At 63.2% G+C, this 16369-nt stretch carries 15 protein-coding genes; 9 read left to right on the forward strand and 6 right to left on the reverse strand.

Annotation, left to right across the window (positions count from 1 at the left end):
* Positions 1–2: 2 nt before the first annotated feature.
* From NKH19_RS00190 to NKH19_RS00200, 3 genes are all read right to left on the reverse strand, one after another.
* Positions 3–704, reverse strand: coding sequence for a DUF4760 domain-containing protein (locus NKH19_RS00190; protein WP_352869984.1), 702 nt, complete (start codon positions 702–704; stop codon positions 3–5).
* Positions 701–1102 carry a hypothetical protein gene (locus NKH19_RS00195; protein WP_352869982.1) on the reverse strand — a complete coding sequence of 134 codons (402 nt, stop codon included), beginning with the start codon at positions 1100–1102 and terminating at the stop codon, positions 701–703. Before NKH19_RS00195 ends, NKH19_RS00190 begins: the two co-directional genes overlap by 4 nt.
* Before the next feature lie 104 nt (positions 1103–1206).
* Positions 1207–3411 (reverse strand): caspase family protein, encoded by a 2205-nt coding sequence (locus tag NKH19_RS00200; protein ID WP_352981546.1) that lies wholly within the window; start codon positions 3409–3411, stop codon positions 1207–1209.
* Positions 3412–3662: 251 nt separating this feature from the next.
* Here NKH19_RS00200 and NKH19_RS00205 point away from each other — a divergent pair, with 251 nt between their 5' ends.
* On the forward strand, positions 3663–4067 hold the full coding sequence (locus NKH19_RS00205) for a transcriptional repressor (protein WP_352869978.1): 405 nt from the start codon (positions 3663–3665) through the stop codon (positions 4065–4067).
* 182 nt (positions 4068–4249) lie between these two features.
* On the opposite strand, the gene polA is transcribed toward NKH19_RS00205, so the two are convergent.
* A complete protein-coding gene (gene polA / locus NKH19_RS00210) occupies positions 4250–7207 on the reverse strand; it encodes a DNA polymerase I (protein ID WP_352870045.1) in 2958 nt (985 codons plus the stop codon).
* A 415-nt stretch (positions 7208–7622) separates the two neighbouring features.
* Here polA and NKH19_RS00215 point away from each other — a divergent pair, with 415 nt between their 5' ends.
* The 7 genes from NKH19_RS00215 to NKH19_RS00245 all read left to right on the forward strand — a co-directional run bounded on the left by NKH19_RS00215 (position 7623) and on the right by NKH19_RS00245 (position 14078).
* On the forward strand, positions 7623–9008 hold the full coding sequence (locus NKH19_RS00215) for a M20/M25/M40 family metallo-hydrolase (protein ID WP_352869976.1): 1386 nt from the start codon (positions 7623–7625) through the stop codon (positions 9006–9008).
* A 118-nt stretch (positions 9009–9126) separates the two neighbouring features.
* On the forward strand, positions 9127–9747 hold the full coding sequence (locus NKH19_RS00220) for a ribonuclease D (RefSeq protein WP_352869974.1): 621 nt from the start codon (positions 9127–9129) through the stop codon (positions 9745–9747).
* Positions 9748–9845: 98 nt separating this feature from the next.
* Positions 9846–10046 (forward strand): hypothetical protein, encoded by a 201-nt coding sequence (locus NKH19_RS00225; RefSeq protein ID WP_352869972.1) that lies wholly within the window; start codon positions 9846–9848, stop codon positions 10044–10046.
* A gap of 233 nt (positions 10047–10279) precedes the next feature.
* On the forward strand, positions 10280–10534 hold the full coding sequence (locus NKH19_RS00230) for a GlsB/YeaQ/YmgE family stress response membrane protein (RefSeq protein WP_352869970.1): 255 nt from the start codon (positions 10280–10282) through the stop codon (positions 10532–10534).
* Between the two features lie 25 nt (positions 10535–10559).
* Positions 10560–10706: a hypothetical protein gene (locus NKH19_RS00235; protein ID WP_013529552.1), complete on the forward strand. Its 147-nt coding sequence runs from the start codon at positions 10560–10562 to the stop codon at positions 10704–10706.
* 36 nt (positions 10707–10742) lie between these two features.
* Entirely contained in the window at positions 10743–11750 is a 1008-nt protein-coding gene (locus NKH19_RS00240; RefSeq protein ID WP_352981547.1) for a hypothetical protein, read from the forward strand.
* A 60-nt stretch (positions 11751–11810) separates the two neighbouring features.
* On the forward strand, positions 11811–14078 hold the full coding sequence (locus NKH19_RS00245; RefSeq protein WP_352869966.1) for a PBP1A family penicillin-binding protein: 2268 nt from the start codon (positions 11811–11813) through the stop codon (positions 14076–14078).
* Positions 14079–14087: 9 nt separating this feature from the next.
* Here the strand turns inward: NKH19_RS00245 and NKH19_RS00250 are convergent, their stop codons facing one another.
* A complete protein-coding gene (locus NKH19_RS00250; protein ID WP_352869964.1) occupies positions 14088–14453 on the reverse strand; it encodes a nuclear transport factor 2 family protein in 366 nt (121 codons plus the stop codon).
* A 164-nt stretch (positions 14454–14617) separates the two neighbouring features.
* On the opposite strand from NKH19_RS00250, the gene NKH19_RS00255 reads away from it, so the two are divergent.
* A complete protein-coding gene (locus NKH19_RS00255) occupies positions 14618–15370 on the forward strand; it encodes an SDR family NAD(P)-dependent oxidoreductase (protein WP_352869962.1) in 753 nt (250 codons plus the stop codon).
* Between the two features lie 26 nt (positions 15371–15396).
* Here the strand turns inward: NKH19_RS00255 and NKH19_RS00260 are convergent, their stop codons facing one another.
* Positions 15397–16317, reverse strand: coding sequence for a zinc-binding dehydrogenase (locus NKH19_RS00260; protein ID WP_352869960.1), 921 nt, complete (start codon positions 16315–16317; stop codon positions 15397–15399).
* Positions 16318–16369: the final 52 nt, after the last annotated feature.

Here is a 16369-nt window from a genome sequence, read left to right on the forward strand (position 1 = left end):
TGCTATTTGGCTTCGGCCGCAGGCGGCGCATTGCGCACATAGGTCTCGATCGCCGAGGCGAAAGTGGGTGAACCCGCCTTGCGCTGCTTGTCTATGTAGCCGGCAAAATAACTCCAGAAGGACACGGCGTAGTCGTGGAAATAGGCATCGGTGACTTTGCGCGAACACAGGTCGCCATCGACGCAGAAGGACAGGCGATTGAGAAAATAGACGATCCGGTCGAAATTCTCGTTGAAATCGGCGAGCGGCATGTCGCCACCACCGGCGGTCATGGCCTCGATGCCGATCCGCTGCCGGAACACCTGCTCCTCGGTAGGCGAGGGATTGGCGCTGAGCAGATTGTCATATTTGGCGTTGAGGGCCGTCAGACGATCTTTCAGGGCGCGCTGCGCCTGCTGGTAGTCCTTGTTTTCCCAAAGTTCGACCAGCGACATGGTCTGCTCGACGCGCTTCTGCTCCTGGTTGGCCAGGAACTGATAGACCGAGAACATCAAGGTGAAGATGATGGCGAGACGCACCGCCATGCCCGACCAGGCATAGGCCAGCATGCGCCAGTCGCGGTCGGTGAAGGGGTTGCTCTCCTTCTTGATCTCATGGCTGCTCGGCCACGGGAAACCTTCTGTGGTTTCCGGCAGAGGCGGTTTCGCGGGCGGCGCCTTTGCGGGCGCTGCTGTTTGCCTGGTGTTGCCCGCCGGTTTCTTCATCCGCAGCTGTCCAGTTCGATGGTGGCGGAGGGATCCAGCACGATGCCTGGCGCCTCCAGCTTCGTTTTCAGGCATTCCAGCTGCAGGCGCGAAATCATGAACTGCAAGTCGGGCTCCACCGCTCCCTTGTTCGGTGAGGGCAAAGCTTCGACGACACCGCGCGAGGCGCAGTTGCTGAGATCGACGACAATGGCACCGGCGGCGCTTTTGGCGATCTGGTCATACTGATCGAGAAAACACGTCGCCAGCTCCGAATTGGTGACGATCTGCTTGACGCACAGGCCGCAGGCCTCGTCCGCCGAAGCATTGGCGATCAGCAACAGGCCGCCGGCAAAGCCGGCCACCGTTCCACGCCAGGAAAACACAGAGTTCTTCACAGTCGATCCTATCAGTTTCATCCGGCCGTCATGCGCCAAGGCCGCGGCCGGGAATGTTCTCCTATCGCGCCGATCGCGCAAGAGCCGGCGCAACAGAGGCGTGAGGCTTTGGCGCCGGTATCCGCTCAGGCGCGCGGCACCGTCTCCATCGGGAAGATCAACACCGCGCCCTTCGGCCCACTTTTGTCGGCAAGCCGCATCACCGAGCGGGTTGCCGTCGCCATGCCGAGATCGGTCAGCATGTCGGAGAAGCTGGCGGAGCCCACACCGCGTGTCGCCGAGGCAACGCCGTCCTGCGCCAGGAAACTCAGGTCCTGCTTCTCGCTCTCGGGCGGCGCCTCGGTCAGAACCGCGATCATCCTTTCCATGCCGAAGCTGGTGTCGGTGAAGGCCAGCAGCCCCTCCTCCAGCGTGGCCTGAGGGGCGAGGCGCTCGGCAACGATGTGGGTGATCGAATAGTCGCTGCCGACATAGAGCACGTTGATGTCTACCAGAAGGTCCGAACCGTTCTTGGCCAGGACATGCACCTCGTCGCCCGGTGAAACGCGCGGCACCACGGAAGCCTGCAAGGGTTCGAGGCCGTCCTTGTCACTGCGTTTGACCTGGAACTGGACGTCGACGTCCTCGGGCTTGTAGTCGGAGGCCGCCGCCAGCCGCGAAAGCCCGGTGGCGCGGAAGATGGTGCGCAGGTTCCTGGTCGTTGCATCGACCAGTTTGTGCCGGTCATCCATGTGGATGATGATCAGAGGCGGCCTGCTGCGGTCCTTCAGGGTCACGTCGCCCGATGCCGGCAGGAACCATAGCGCCGGCTTGTCGGTCGCATCCTCGGCCGCGCCGGCAATGGCATTCTCGTGCATCACCGCGAAGCGGAGCTCAGCGCTCTTGCCGGGCTCGACCAGCTCGATGTTGAAGCCGGTCTCCTTGGCCGTCGCCAGTTCATCGAGAACCGAATTAACCAGAGCGGTTTCCTTCTCAAATCCCTTGGCGGCGGCCGGCCGCGCAACGATGAGCTTGTAGTCGACGGCGATCTCCGCCACCCGCGCATAGGCATTGGCCGGAATGTCGGCTACTTTGAGTGCCTGCTTCTTGTCGAACTCGACCGGCTTGACGCGGCTTTCCAGGTTCCTTGCCGACTGCACTTCCAAAAATCCGACCGCGTCGGAAAGCGGCGATAGCGCCGAAGGCAGGATGGCGAGCTTGCTGCCGGGAGTGAGGCGGTGCAGCAGACCGGCACCGATCGTCGCTTCGCCGTCCTTGATGACGACGGGCCACTGCATGACCGCGTCTGTCTTGTCGGTGCCGAACACACGGGCATCCAGTTCGCCCTCGAACAGCGGCGTCGGCCGGGTGCGGCTGTCGGCCGAATATTGCTGCAGCACGGCCTGACCAAGCTGGCGGTAGGTGACGTTGGGATTCTCGGCCAGCTTCGACAGGATGGTGAAGGTGAACAGGCCGAAGCGCGGGGCGTCCGTCGTGCCCTTCGGCAGCGGCATTTCCGGCGTCGTCTCCACCGTCTGTGCGGCATAGAACGCGACCAGCTTGCCCTTGGCGATCGGTTCGCCGCCGGCCGGGGTCAGGCTGAAGGCGGGCTTGCGCGCGCCGTTGTTGTCGATGCCGCGCGAGCCGGCGGCCGATGTCACCTTATCATAGGCCTTGATGGCAGCGGCCCGCTCGGCCTCGCTGCCGCCGACCAGGTCGGCGAACTCGACCTTGCGCTCCAGCTCGTCGTCGACCTCGACGGCACGTGTCGCCGTGCCGGAATGGCAGCAGTCGAACACCACCCAGACGAAGGCGCCCTTGTCGCGGATAGCGTCGAGCGCCGCGCCGATCTCGTTGTCGATCAGCGCGTTCGGCACGCCGGCATCGCGGTTGATCCATTTGTCGATGTCGACGGGCAGGAAGATCTCGTCGACCCCGTCGGTCTCGTCGCCCTTGACCATCTGCGGCTGCTGGGCGCCATGCCCGGACAGGTGCAGATAGACGAAATCGTCGCGCTGAACCTTGGCGGCGAGGTTGGCCAGTGCGGCCTTGATCGCCGCATGGGTCGGCAGGCCACTGGCGCCGGGGACATCCTTGGCGAGCAGCGTGACGTTCTCCGGCGCGAACCGCACCGGGTCGGGCACGTTCTTCAGGAGATATTCGTGGACGAGGCCGGCGTCGTTCTTCGGACCGATCAGCCAGTTCTTCTGCGGCAGAGCAGGATATTCGGTGCAGGCGACCAGCAGCGCATGGTAGGTGCGCGACGCGGCCATGGTCCGGATCGGCACCATGCCGGCCATCGTCAGCGCGGACGTGCCGACCAGCAGCGTCCGCCGCGTCAATTTGATCATGATTGCTTCCCCAAGCCCGATCGAATTTCCAAGCGCGGCAACTCTTGCCGAAGATTTTGTCAGTATTTTGAATGTTGCACCGGAGAGCAATCTGCCTGTTACCCGCTCCGGCCGACGTTCTCGATAGCCTTCCCGGCAGAGATGGTGGAAACAGTAGCAAAAATGCCGGTTCGTCGCTATCTGGAGTGACAGGGATCGTTTGTGCGCGGCAATGATGCGCGAGCGACACAAGGCGAGTTGGATCAAGGACCATGGCGGCAAGGGATGTGCTGACGAAGAACCAGCTGTGCGTGCTTGAGAAGCTTGAGGCCGCCAGCGGCCCGCTCAGCGCCTACACCTTGCTTGACCAGCTGCGCGAGCGTGGTTTCCGCGCGCCACTGCAGGTCTATCGGGCGCTCGACACGCTGGTGAAGTCCGGTTTCGTGCATCGGCTCGAAAGCATCAACTCCTTCGTCGCTTGCGTCGAGCCACACGATCACAGTCACTCGATGACCGCCTTCGCGATCTGCGACACTTGCGGGCAAGTGACCGAGATGTCCGACCACGATGTCGACCACCGGCTGGACGAATGGGTGCGCTCGACAGGCTTCGCCGCCAAGAAGGCGGTGATCGAATTTCGCGGGACGTGTGCCAAGTGCCTGGCGGAAGCGGCCTAAGACCTTATCTTCGTCATCCTAGGGCGGAGTGATCCATTCCGTTACATTTCCGACGATTGCAGCGGTGCAGAATAAATCAAATCTCCACAGCCGCAGCGCTCTGGCGTCACGGCAGGATCCTCGGGTCTGCGCCGCGTCGCTTCGCTCCTTGCTTCGCCCTAGGATGACGAAGTGGCGGAGCGTCAATGCGCCTCGTCCCAGTTGTTGGCGGCGCGGGCGTCGACATGCAGCGGCACCGACATCGATACCGCCGGCATCGCCGCGTTCTCCATGACGTGACGCACGACCGGGATCGTCGCCTCGACTTCGGCCTCGACGGTCTCGAAGATCAATTCGTCATGCACCTGCAGCAGCATGCGTGCTGAAAGACCAGCTTTTTCCAGCGCCTCCTCCATGCGGATCATGGCACGGCGGATGATGTCGGCTGCGGTGCCTTGCAGGCGGGCGTTGATCGAGGCGCGCTCGTTGAAGGCGCGCAGCGACGGGTTCGAGGATCGGATGTCCGGATAGTGGATGCGGCGGCCGAAGATCGTTTCGACAAAGCCGTGCTCGCGGGCATAGGCCTTGGTCTCTTCGATGTAGTCGCGAATGCCGGGGAAGCGCTCGAAATATTTCTTGATGTAGTTGCTTGCCTCCTCGCGCGGGATCGACAGCTGGTTGGCGAGGCCGAAGGCCGAAATGCCGTAGATGATGCCGAAATTGATCGCCTTGGCGCGGCGGCGGACTTCCGAAGGCATGCCCTCGACAGGCACGTTGAACATTTCCGACGCCGTGATGGCGTGGATATCGGCGCCATCAGCGAAGGCCTGCTTGAGCTGTGGGATCTCAGCGACATGGGCGAGCACCCGCAGCTCGATCTGGCTGTAGTCGGCCGAGACCAGCCGATGGCTCTTGTCGGTGATGAAGGCGGTCCTGATCTTGCGGCCTTCGGCGGTGCGCACCGGGATGTTCTGCAGGTTCGGGTCGGATGATGACAGGCGCCCCGTCGTTGTCGCGGCCAGCGCGTAGGAGGTGTGGACGCGCTTGGTTTCGGGGTGGATGAAGCCGGGCAGCGCATCGGTATAGGTCGATTTCAGCTTGGTCAGCTGTCGCCAGTCGACGATCTTGCGCGGCAGTTCATGTCCCTCGGCGGCAAGGTCTTCGAGAAGCTGCGCCGAGGTCGACCACTGGCCGGTCTTGGTCTTGGACCCGCCGGGCAGACCCATGCGCCCGAACAGGATGTCGCCGAGCTGTTTTGGCGAGCCGATGTTGATGCGTTCGCCGATGAGCTGATAGATTTCTTCTTCCAGCCGGGCGGCGCCCTGCGCCAGTTCGCCCGACAGCCGCGACAGGATCTGCCGATCGACAGAGATGCCGCGCTGTTCCATGCGCGCCAGCACCGGCACCAGCGGCCGTTCCAGCCGCTCATAGACCGACACCAGACCCTTGGCGGCAAGGCGCGGTTTCAGCACCAACCAGAGCCGCAGCGTCATATCGGCGTCTTCGGCGGCATGAGCGGTCGCCTTGTCGATGCCGACCTGATCGAAACCGACGGAGCTTTTGCCGGAGCCGGTCACGTCCTTGAGCGAGAGAGGGGTATGACCCAGCCATTTCTCGGCAAGCGAGTCTAGGCCGTGACCATGGGGGGTACCGGCGTCGAGCACATAGGAGATCAGCATGGTGTCGTCAAAGGGCGCGACATCGATGCCGTAACGGCTCATGACGACGAGATCGTATTTCAGGTTCTGCGCGATCTTGAGAACCGACTTGTCTTCCAGCAGCGGTTTCAGCAAGGCCAGCGCCTCGCGCAGAGGAATCTGGTTTTCAACCACGCCGCCGCCGAGCAGGTCACCGTTGCCGCTTTTGTGGGTAAAAGGAATGTAGGCGGCGCGGCCGGGCGCCGTGGCGATGGATATGCCGATCAACTCGGCTTGCATCGGATCGGCCGACGTCGCCCTGACGTCGAAAGCGGCAAGGCCGGTCCCGGTTGCCTCGGCGACCCAGGCTTTCAAGGTCGCGATATCGCGGACGCAGTGATAGGCAGATGTATCGATCTTGCGGGTGGCCGCACTCTCCAGCCTCAGCGCGGCGAGCAGGGAAGGGGTGTCGCCTTGTTTTGACGTTTCCGTCGTTGCCGCTCCGCTGGCCTGGCCAGGCTCGGCGCCGGACTCGGCTCGGGCAACAGCTGGCACTCCGGCCCCGACATCCGGGCCATGGGCATGATCGGCGCGTTCGACCGTCACCGCGACGGCCTGGACATCACCTGCCTCGGTGCCGGTCGCTTCCGCCACGCGGCGGGTGAGCGAGGTGAATTCCATGGTCTTGAGGAAGCCGATCAGTTTTGGGCCGTCCGGCGGGTGCAGCACGAAGTCATCCAGCCCCTCGGCCACCGGCACGTCGTTCATCAGCGTCACCAACTGACGCGAAACGCGCGCCTTGTCGGCGTTGGCGATGATCGATTCGCGCCTCTTGTCCTGCCTGATCTCGCCGGCGCGGGCCAGCAGCGTGTCGAGGTCGCCGAACTGCTCGAGCAGTTGTGCCGCCGTCTTCGGCCCGATGCCGGGCACCCCAGGCACATTGTCGACCGAGTCACCGGTCAGCGCCTGCAAGTCGACCATTTTCTCTGGCGGCACGCCCCATTTCTCGATGACCTCGGGAATGCCGATCTGGCGGTCCTTCATCGGGTCGTACATGCCGACCGTGTCGCCGACCAGCTGCATCAGGTCCTTGTCGGAGGAGATGATGGTGGTGTCGCCGCCGGCCTCGCAGGCGAGCCTGGCATAGGTGGCGATCAGATCGTCGGCCTCATAGCCTTCGACTTCTATGCAAGGCAGGTTGAACGCCCTGGTTGCCTGGCGGATCAAGCCGAATTGTGGGATCAGGTCTTCTGGAGGCGCCGAGCGGTTGGCCTTGTATTCCGGGTAGAGGTCGTTGCGAAAGGTTTTCGACGAATAGTCGAAAATGACGGCGAAATGCGTCGGCACAATGCCTACATCGGTGTTGCGGGCGTCGAGCACCAGCTTCCACAGCATGTTGCAGAAACCGGAAACGGCGCCGACCGGCAGGCCATCGGATTTGCGGGTCAGCGGCGGCAGCGCGTGATAGGCACGAAAGATATAGCCGGAGCCGTCGACAAGGAAGAGATGATCGCCTTTTTTCATGTCGGCAGGGATAGCGCGGCGCGGCGGCTTGGTCCATGCCAAAGGCGGCCTCAAATATCGGTTCCGGCGACACCCTGACAGACCGGCACCGACCCGCTCACGGTCATGTTACAAAAGTGTAATCTTCGTGCCCTTGAATCGCCACGTTCAAAGACACAAATACATGGCATCGGCAATTTTCGCCGAGTCCGGAGCAAGGCCCGTCCCCCGCCTATCCCGGACACCTGCGGCAGCCTATCCCCCCTCTCCGGGCTGCCGCATCGTTTCGAGTAGAAGGCCGCCGCGGTTCCCCCTCCACCACGGCGGTCTTTTTTATCTCGGACGGACGTCTGCAGCCCGTGGTCCAATGATCGCGGGCTTTTCGTTTTCCTGTCCTGCCTTTACGGTTCCGGTTCTGAATCGAAAGGCTTCACACATGTCCGCAGTTTCACCCGTTCTCGACCGTCTCGACAAGAATCTCGACCAGAGCCTCGAACGCCTGTTCGGCCTGCTCAGGATCAGGTCGATCTCCACCGATCCGGCCTATGCCGCCGACTGCCGCGAGGCGGCGGAATGGCTGGTGGCGGAGCTCAAGCTGATCGGCTTCGATGCCAGCGTTCGCGACACGCGCGGACACCCGATGGTGGTTGCGCATCACGACGGTCCGGCCGGTTCGCCGCATGTGCTGTTTTACGGCCACTACGACGTGCAGCCGGTAGACCCGATCGAATTGTGGGAAAGCGACCCGTTCGCCCCCGCGGTCAAGGAGGTCGGCCCGGATCACAAGGTGATCACCGGACGCGGCTCGGCCGACGACAAGGGCCAGCTGATGACCTTTGTCGAGGCTTGCCGCGCCTGGAAGCAGGTGCACGGCAATTTGCCCTGCCGCATCACCATCCTGTTCGAAGGCGAGGAGGAATCCGGCTCGCCGTCGCTGAAGCCGTTCCTCGAGGCCAATGCCGACGAGCTCAAGGCCGATTTCGCGCTGGTCTGCGATACCGGCATGTGGGACCGCGACACACCGTCGATCTGCGTCGGGTTGCGCGGCCTGGTCGGTGAGGAGATCACGGTAAAGGCCGCCGATCGCGACCTGCATTCCGGCCTCTATGGCGGCGCTGCCGCCAATCCGATCCGCATATTGGCCAAGGTGCTGGCCGATATCCATGACAAGGATGGCCATATTGCCATTCCCGGCTTCTATGACGGCGTCGAGGAAACGCCGTCGCAAATCCTGAAATCATGGGAAACGCTTGGCGAGACGGCCGAGACTTTCCTCGGTCCTGTCGGCCTGTCGATCCCGTCGGGGGAAAAGGGCCGCTCGGTGCTGGAATTGACCTGGGCGCGGCCGACGGCCGAGTTCAACGGCATTATCGGCGGCTACACCGGCAAGGGCTTCAAGACGGTGATCGCGGCGGAAGCCTCGGCGAAGGTGTCGTTTCGCCTCGTCCATAAACAGGACCCGAAGAAAATCCGCGACGCGTTCCAGAAATTCGTCAAGGAGCGCATCCCGGCCGACTGTTCGGTCGAATTCCACCCGCATGGCGGCTCGCCGGCAATCCAGCTTTCCTATGATTCGCCATTCCTGGCCAAGGCCAAGAATGCGCTGTCCGACGAATGGCCGAAGCCGGCGGTGACGACGGGCAGCGGCGGGTCGATCCCTGTGGTCGGCGATTTCCAGACCTATCTCGGCATGGAATCGCTGTTGGTCGGGTTCGGCCTCGACGACGACCGCATCCACTCGCCCAACGAGAAATACGAGCTCAGCTCCTTCCACAAGGGCCAGCGCTCGTGGGCGCGGATTCTCGATGCGCTGACGCGCTGAGCGGCGGGACTCTAGTTTTCCTGTTGATTTTTCAGCGGATCGCGGCGAGGACGGGTCACAAGACAAAAAGCTCTACAGCGTCCCTTGCGGGTCAAGGGACGCGCGACCGGAGAAGACAATGGCCGACATCCGTTTCCACAAGCATGATCTGCCCGATCTTTCGCATTACAATGTCGGGGCAGTGGCCATCGACACCGAGACGCTGGGGCTGAACCCGCATCGTGACCGGCTGTGCGTGGTGCAGATCTCGCCTGGCGACGGTACGGCCGATGTCATCCAGATCGCGCCGGGGCAAAAAAAAGCGCCGAACCTCGTCAGCCTGTTGAGAAACCGCGGCGTGACCAAGCTGTTCCATTACGGACGCTTCGACCTTGCGGTGCTCTACAATGCGTTCGGCGTGATGCCGGAGCCGGTGTTTTGCACCAAGATCGCCTCGCGGCTGACCCGCACCTACACCGACCGGCACGGGCTGAAGGACATATGCTTCGAGCTTCTCGGTGTCGGCCTGTCCAAGGCGCAGCAATCGTCGGACTGGGCGGTCGAAACCCTGTCGCCCGAACAGCTCGAATATGCGGCTTCCGACGTGCTCTATCTGCACCGCTTGCGCGATGTGTTGGCCGGGCGGCTGGCACGAGATGGGCGGACAAAGGAGGCCGATGCCTGCTTTCGCTTCCTGCCGACGCGTGCCAAACTCGATCTGATGGGCTGGGACGAAGAGGATATCTTCGCCCATAGCTGACCGTCGTCGCGGCGGTTTCCTTCCAATGGCCGGGTTTGGAACCGGATGCGGGCAGCCGCGTTCTGTCGGCTCAGCTTCGTCGGTTCAAAGGGGATGACATGACGGACAGAAAGCCGATAGCGACCGCGCCGACCGACGGCTCCAAGGTCTCCGTCACCTGGAAAGACAGCGACGGCGTCATCAATGAATCCATCGCGCAATATCGCGACGGTGGCTGGTGGGTCTACACAGACAGTGACACACAAAAGAAGGTCGAACCGACCAGCTGGCGACCCACTGCCAGCGACGACGACGATTAGAGCAGTTCACCGTTTCACGGAAACGGCGTGCTGCTCTAACTCCTTGTTTGACGCAATCCTCCAGGGAAAGCGCTACGCGCCTTTCCCGGGAAACCGCTTCACACTTTTCCTAGAATTGCTCTGGTGAGCGGCCGCTGGCGAGGCCGGCTGCTTTCGAATAGCCTGAAGCCGTTAATCGAGGCGATTCGGAGCCTTCCGTTCCGCCGTCGTCCTCTTGCTCGGAGGAAATCTCTATGGGTGTCGAAAGCCTGCTCGTCTTCATCATCATCGGTGCCATCGCCGGCTGGCTTGCCGGTCTCATCGTTTCCGGCTTCGGCTTCGGCCTGATCGGCAACATCATTGTCGGCATCGTCGGCGCGTTTATCGCCGGTTGGCTGTTCCCGCGGCTCGGCTTCTCCATCGGCGGCGGCATTCTCGCTTCCATCATCCACGCCACCATCGGCGCCATCATCCTGCTGGTGCTGGTCAAGGTCCTGAAACGAGCCTGAGGCTCGACAACGCAAAGAGCGCGCCATGAAACAGAATACGCTCTATCTCGTCATTGGCGCGCTCGTCGTCGTGGTTATCGCGCTCGGCATTTATGTCTACCGCGAGCAGACCAAGCCGAAGGGCGTCGAGCTCAAGATCGACGACAAGGGTATTTCGATCCAACAGAATTGAAAACGTGGATTTCGGTCCGCGATTCAGGCATTTCCGATGATATCCAGGATCGCTTACAAAGCCAGCGGAGCGGTACGGCCGGCCCTTTCGGCGATTGGGCGCACCGAGGACTTGCGCTTTTCGCCGGACAACCGGCTTCTGGCAATCGCGGGATATGCGCGCAGACGCTGCCTGATCCTGCGCATCGACGTCGAGACGGGAGTTGATGGGCCAGCAGTTACACTTCACGATTTCATGGAGTTGACGTCCGACAGCATGGGCGAAATCCATGGCCTCGATTTCGTCGATGACCGCACCCTGGCGATCGCCAATCGCGATGGGCTGGTTGCGCTGTTTGCTCTGCCACGTGAAGAACCGGCTGGCCAAAGTCGTGAGATTGCGGCCATTCGCCGGGTCAAGGGCCGGCGGTCTTCCAAACTGAATTCGCCGGGCTCGATTGCGGTCAGGCTCGAGTCGCACGGCCGGGTCACCTTGCTGGTCTGCAACAACTACACGCATCTGGTCACCCGGCACGTGGTCAACCGCTGGCTTGGCTATCGCGCCACAAGCAATCAGCCGCTTCTGAAGCGCGGTCTTGATATACCGGACGGCATTGCGCTCAGCCATGATGGCCAGTGGATCGCCGTCAGCAGCCACGGCACCAAGGATGTGAAGATCTACAGGATGTCCGCGTCGCTTGGACCGGACAGTGAGCCGGCCGGCGTCCTGCGGAACGCCGGCTATCCGCACGGCGTGCGCTTTACCGCTGACGATCGGCACATCCTCGTCGCCGACGCGGGCAGCCGGATGGTACATGTCTATGCCGGCAGCGGTGACTGGACCGGGAATCGGGCGCCAACGCGCTCGATTGCCGTCCTCGACGAGGAAACCTTTCTACGTGGCAGAGCCAGCCCGGAGGAGGGCGGGCCGAAAGGTCTCGATATCGATCGGTCCAACAACGTCGTGGCTGTGACCTGTGAAGAGCAGACGCTGGCCTTTTTCGCACTGGCGTCGCTGATCAATCCCCAGGTGCCGGCATTCGGACACGACTTAACCCGCCCTTAAATCGCCGCATCTACTCTTCAACCGGAGCGCCATAGGCATCGGGGATATCAAGCACAGCGCATGGCGTACCGCAGAGACAACCGCATCGAACCCAGTTTCGACGGACCGCCGCAGGCGCGATCCTCGGCGGGCCTTTCGGTGAATGAGGAGGATCGCGTCGTGCCGAGCAACCGCAAAGCCTCCGCCAAACGCAAGCCGACCAAAGGAAAATCATCGCGGGCCAAGCGCGGCGGAAGCCGGCGCGGCCTGTTCGGCGCGCTCGGCCGGCTGTTCTACTGGTGCTTCGTGTTCGCCATCTGGGGCGGCATCGCGGTGGCCGGCATCGTCGTCTATTACGGCGCCAAGATGCCGGCGGCGACGACCTGGTCGATCCCCGACCGCGCGCCCAACATCAAGATCGTCTCGGCCGATAGCCAATTGCTCGCCAATCGCGGCATGAGCGGCGGCGAGGCGGTCGGCTTGCATGAAATGTCGCCCTATATCCCAGAGGCGGTCATCGCCATAGAGGACCGCCGCTTCTACTCGCATTTCGGCATCGACCCGATCGGTCTGTCGCGCGCCATGGTGACCAACGTGCTTGGCGGGCATTTCTCGCAGGGCGGCTCGACGCTGACCCAGCAATTGGCCAAGAACCTGTTCCTGACGCCCGACCGCACGCTGGAGCGCAAGGTGCAGGAGGTGCTGCTGGCGCTGTGGCTGGAGCACAAGCACACCAAGGACCAGATCCTCGAAATGTACCTCAACCGGGTCTATTTCGGTTCCGGCGCCTATGGCGTCGAAGCGGCCTCGCGCCGCTATTTCGGCAAGAGCGCACGCGAGGTCACCCTGTCGGAGGCCGCATTGCTGGCCGGCCTGTTGAAGGCGCCATCGCGGTTGTCGCCGGCACGTGACCCCAGGGCCGCCGAGGAACGCTCGCAACTGGTGCTTGCCGCCATGCGCGACGAGGGCAAGATCAGCGCCAAGGAACTGACCTCGGCGATGAGCGCGCCGGCAACGCGCGCGCCATCCTACTGGACCGGCTCCGAGAACTACGTCGCCGACACCATCATGGAGGAACTGCCCGACCTGATCGGTGACGTGCGCGGCGACATCGTCGTCGACAGCACCGTCGACCTGAACCTGCAGAAGCTCGCCGAACAGTCTATACGCAGGCTGATCGACGAAAGCGGCAAGAAGCTCAACGTCAGCCAGGGCGTCCTGGTGTCCATCGACGATTCCGGCGCGGTGCGCGCCATGGTCGGCGGCTACGACTATTCGACCAGCCAGTTCGATCGCGCATCCGAAGCACGCCGCCAGCCGGGCTCGGCATTCAAGCCGTTCGTCTATATGGCAGCCCTTGAAGCCGGCCGCACACCCGACAGCGTGCGCAACGACGCGCCGATCAAGATCGGCAACTGGACGCCCGACAATTACCACGGCAAGTATTTTGGCAAGGTGACGCTGGCCACCGCATTGGCCAAATCGCTGAATTCGGTCGCCGCCCAATTGACCATGGAGGTCGGGCCGAACGCGGTTGTCGAGGCGGCGCACCGCATGGGCATCCAGTCCGACCTGCAGTCCAACACCTCGATCGCGCTCGGCACTTCGGAAGTGACGCCGCTGGAACTGACATCGGCCTATGTGCCCTTCGCCAATGGCGGCTACAAGCCGGACATCCATTTCATCCGCCGCGTGACGACCGCCGAGGGCAAGGTGCTCTACGACAGCGGTGGCGTCAGCGCGCCGCGTGTCGTCAAGCCCGAGATCGTCGGCATGATGAACTCGATGATGACCGGCACGGTCGAGATCGGCACCGCCCGGAAAGCGGCTTTCGCCTGGCCGTCCGCCGGCAAGACCGGCACCAGCCAGAATTCGCGCGACGCCTGGTTCGTCGGCTACACCGCCAACCTCACCACCGGTGTGTGGTTCGGCAACGATGACGGCAGCCCGATGAAGAAGGTCACCGGCGGCGCACTGCCGGCGCAGGCCTGGCACGAATTCATGGTCGCAGCCCACGAGGGCGTGCCGGTGCGGCCGCTGCCCGGCACCTGGAAATCGACGCCGGCCGACACCGTCGTGCCCGATGAGATACCGTCGGCAAGCAACACGCCGCCGGCGCCGGTTCCGTCCGCGTCCGTCGGTCAGCAGGCGCGGCCAACCGCGCCGGTCACCCAGACGCCGGCACCGGTCCGCGCGGTGCGTCCCGCCCAGACCGTCGATGCCGATGGCCCTTCCATGCCGGAGGACGACGGCGCCACCGCGTCGATCAAGCACCCGGTGCCGCCAGGCGACGTCGGCGGTCCGCGCAAGAAGCGGCAGACCTCGATTCTCGATCTCCTTGGCGGCTGAACCAGCCGGCTAATTCGCCCGTGGCTTGGCGCTACCCAGCTTCTTGCTGTCAAAGGTCAGTTTGTCGCTGTGAATCTTGCCGCCTCTGACGGTGAGATGCTTGGCACAGGACAGCGCGCCGGACGACCTTGTCATCAAGTCATACATGAGCAGCGCCTGGCGATCATCACCAAAGGCGGCGATAATGCGCACTCCGGTAACGTCGTGCGAAAGTTTGGTCAGGCCCTCGAGATAGGATTTCTTACCGGTCGATTGCTGCATCGGCCCATCAAAGACGACGTCGTCGGCGACAAAGGATGCTGCCTTTTCAAGGTCGTGGCTTGTCCACGCCTTGGTAAAGGCGGTGGCGATGTCGAGGGGTGCTGTCTGTGTCATGGCTCTATCCCGATTGATCGATCTGAAACCCCACGCCCCTTACCCGCAACTCTCGAACCAACGGCGAGTTGGCTTCCCGGTTCCGGCGATGAGGCGAATGGTGACATTTCGGCTCTCGCCACCTCGGCGGCGTTCGGCTACATCTGCCGGCCGGAGACCCTGAAATGACCGAACTCGACACCAGAAAGACCATCGTGCTGACCGGCGCCAGCCGCGGAATCGGCCACGCCACGGTCAAGCGTTTTTCGCGCGAGGGCTGGCGCGTCATCACCTGCTCGCGCCAGGCCTTTGCCGAGGATTGCCCGTGGCCGGCTGGGCCTGAGGACCACATCAAGGTCGACCTTGCCGATCAGGAGGATGTCGGTATTGCCGTTTCGGAAATCCGCCACCGGCTCGAGGCACATGGCGGCCAGCTGCATGCGCTGGTCAACAATGCCGGCATTTCGCCCAAGCTCAAGAACGGCAACAGCCGCATGGACTCGATCGACACGCCGATGCATGTCTGGCGCGACGTGTTCCAGGTCAATTTCTTCGCGCCGATCATGCTGGCGCGCGGGCTATTCAAGGAATTGGCGGCGGCCAAGGGCTCGATCGTCAACGTCACCTCGATCGCCGGCACCCGCGTGCATCCCTTTGCCGGAACCGCCTATGCGACATCGAAGGCCGCACTTGGCTCGCTGACGCGCGAGATGGCGCATGATTTCGGCCCGCACGGCATCCGCGTCAACGCCATCGCGCCAGGCGAGATCGACACCGCGATCCTGTCGCCGGGCACGGACAAGATCGTCGAGACGATCCCGCTGCGACGCCTTGGCACCACGGCGGAAGTCGCCGACATCATCTTCTTCCTGTGCTCGCAGCAGGCATCCTATGTGACGGGCTCGGAAATCCACATCAATGGCGGCCAGCACGTGTGAGCGGCCGGCTTCAGGCCGTGGACTGCTCATTCGGCTATGGTGAGAACAGCCTTGCCGCTGAAGCTGCGCTGTCGCAGTGCGTCCAGCGCTTGCGCGATGTCTGTCCACGGCACGGTCAAGGCCACGCGCGTTTCGAGCCGGCCAGCCGCGACCAGCGTGAGCAGCGAGGCGATGTCCTCGCCAATGCCTGGACCCGACGTGTAGTACGCAAAAGTCTGAAGCCTCGCCCCTTCATGATCAGGAACGAACTGGCGGAATCCAATGGGCGTCAGTTCGCCGCTGCTTGAACCGAACATGACGATGGTCCCGCCAGGCGCGACGCGTTCGATGGCATGGGCGAGGCTTTGGCCACCGACCGATTCGGTGATCAGCGAAAACGGCCCCCTGGCCAACTCGATCGACTCGACAACCTGCTCGGCTCCAAGACCTCGGAGATCCTCGGCATGCCGGGCGGCGGCGATCGCGGTCACCGAGGCGCCCTGCGCGCGGGCGATCTGGATCTGGAAACGACCGACCGCACCGCTTGCGCCGGTGACCAGGACCTGCTGCCCTGCCAGGTCGCCGCCATGGCGCAATGTCCGCAGCGCCGTCGTGCCCGCGACCGGAAGCGTGGCTGCGGAGACGAAGCTGACGTCATCCGGCAGCATCGCGAGGCGGTCGGTTGGAACGGCGACCCGTTCGGCCCAGCCGGCCTGGTCGACCAGAGCCGCAACCCGGGCGCCCACGGCTGGCCCGGAGCCATCGGCTGCCGCCCGTTCGACTACCCCAACGATGTCCTGGCCCGGTATCCAGCCGTTCGGACGGATGGCGAGCAGGCGCAATTCGCCGCGGTTCAACGACGTTGCGCGGACCGAGACGAGCGCTTCGTTCGAGGTAGCTTGAGGCTCGGCAACCTCCACGAGCCTCAGTCTGGTGGCACTTTCGGGAGAGATGACTAAGGCGAGCATGGGCCATACCTTCCTGCCGCGTGGTGGGCGCATAGCCTTCAGGCGGCTGCTA

Origin of the sequence: Mesorhizobium sp. M1338, assembly GCF_040318045.1 — a bacterium.
GTDB lineage: Bacteria > Pseudomonadota > Alphaproteobacteria > Rhizobiales > Rhizobiaceae > Mesorhizobium.

Coding starts and splice junctions, on each gene's coding strand:
- NKH19_RS00190 (WP_352869984.1), bottom strand. CDS start 704: ATGAAGAAACCGGCGGGCAACACCAGGCAAACAGCAGCGCCCGCAAAG.
- NKH19_RS00195 (WP_352869982.1), bottom strand. CDS start 1,102: ATGAAACTGATAGGATCGACTGTGAAGAACTCTGTGTTTTCCTGGCGT.
- NKH19_RS00200 (WP_352981546.1), bottom strand. CDS start 3,411: ATGATCAAATTGACGCGGCGGACGCTGCTGGTCGGCACGTCCGCGCTG.
- NKH19_RS00205 (WP_352869978.1), top strand. CDS start 3,663: ATGGCGGCAAGGGATGTGCTGACGAAGAACCAGCTGTGCGTGCTTGAG.
- polA (WP_352870045.1), bottom strand. CDS start 7,207: ATGAAAAAAGGCGATCATCTCTTCCTTGTCGACGGCTCCGGCTATATC.
- NKH19_RS00215 (WP_352869976.1), top strand. CDS start 7,623: ATGTCCGCAGTTTCACCCGTTCTCGACCGTCTCGACAAGAATCTCGAC.
- NKH19_RS00220 (WP_352869974.1), top strand. CDS start 9,127: ATGGCCGACATCCGTTTCCACAAGCATGATCTGCCCGATCTTTCGCAT.
- NKH19_RS00225 (WP_352869972.1), top strand. CDS start 9,846: ATGACGGACAGAAAGCCGATAGCGACCGCGCCGACCGACGGCTCCAAG.
- NKH19_RS00230 (WP_352869970.1), top strand. CDS start 10,280: ATGGGTGTCGAAAGCCTGCTCGTCTTCATCATCATCGGTGCCATCGCC.
- NKH19_RS00235 (WP_013529552.1), top strand. CDS start 10,560: ATGAAACAGAATACGCTCTATCTCGTCATTGGCGCGCTCGTCGTCGTG.
- NKH19_RS00240 (WP_352981547.1), top strand. CDS start 10,743: ATGATATCCAGGATCGCTTACAAAGCCAGCGGAGCGGTACGGCCGGCC.
- NKH19_RS00245 (WP_352869966.1), top strand. CDS start 11,811: ATGGCGTACCGCAGAGACAACCGCATCGAACCCAGTTTCGACGGACCG.
- NKH19_RS00250 (WP_352869964.1), bottom strand. CDS start 14,453: ATGACACAGACAGCACCCCTCGACATCGCCACCGCCTTTACCAAGGCG.
- NKH19_RS00255 (WP_352869962.1), top strand. CDS start 14,618: ATGACCGAACTCGACACCAGAAAGACCATCGTGCTGACCGGCGCCAGC.
- NKH19_RS00260 (WP_352869960.1), bottom strand. CDS start 16,317: ATGCTCGCCTTAGTCATCTCTCCCGAAAGTGCCACCAGACTGAGGCTC.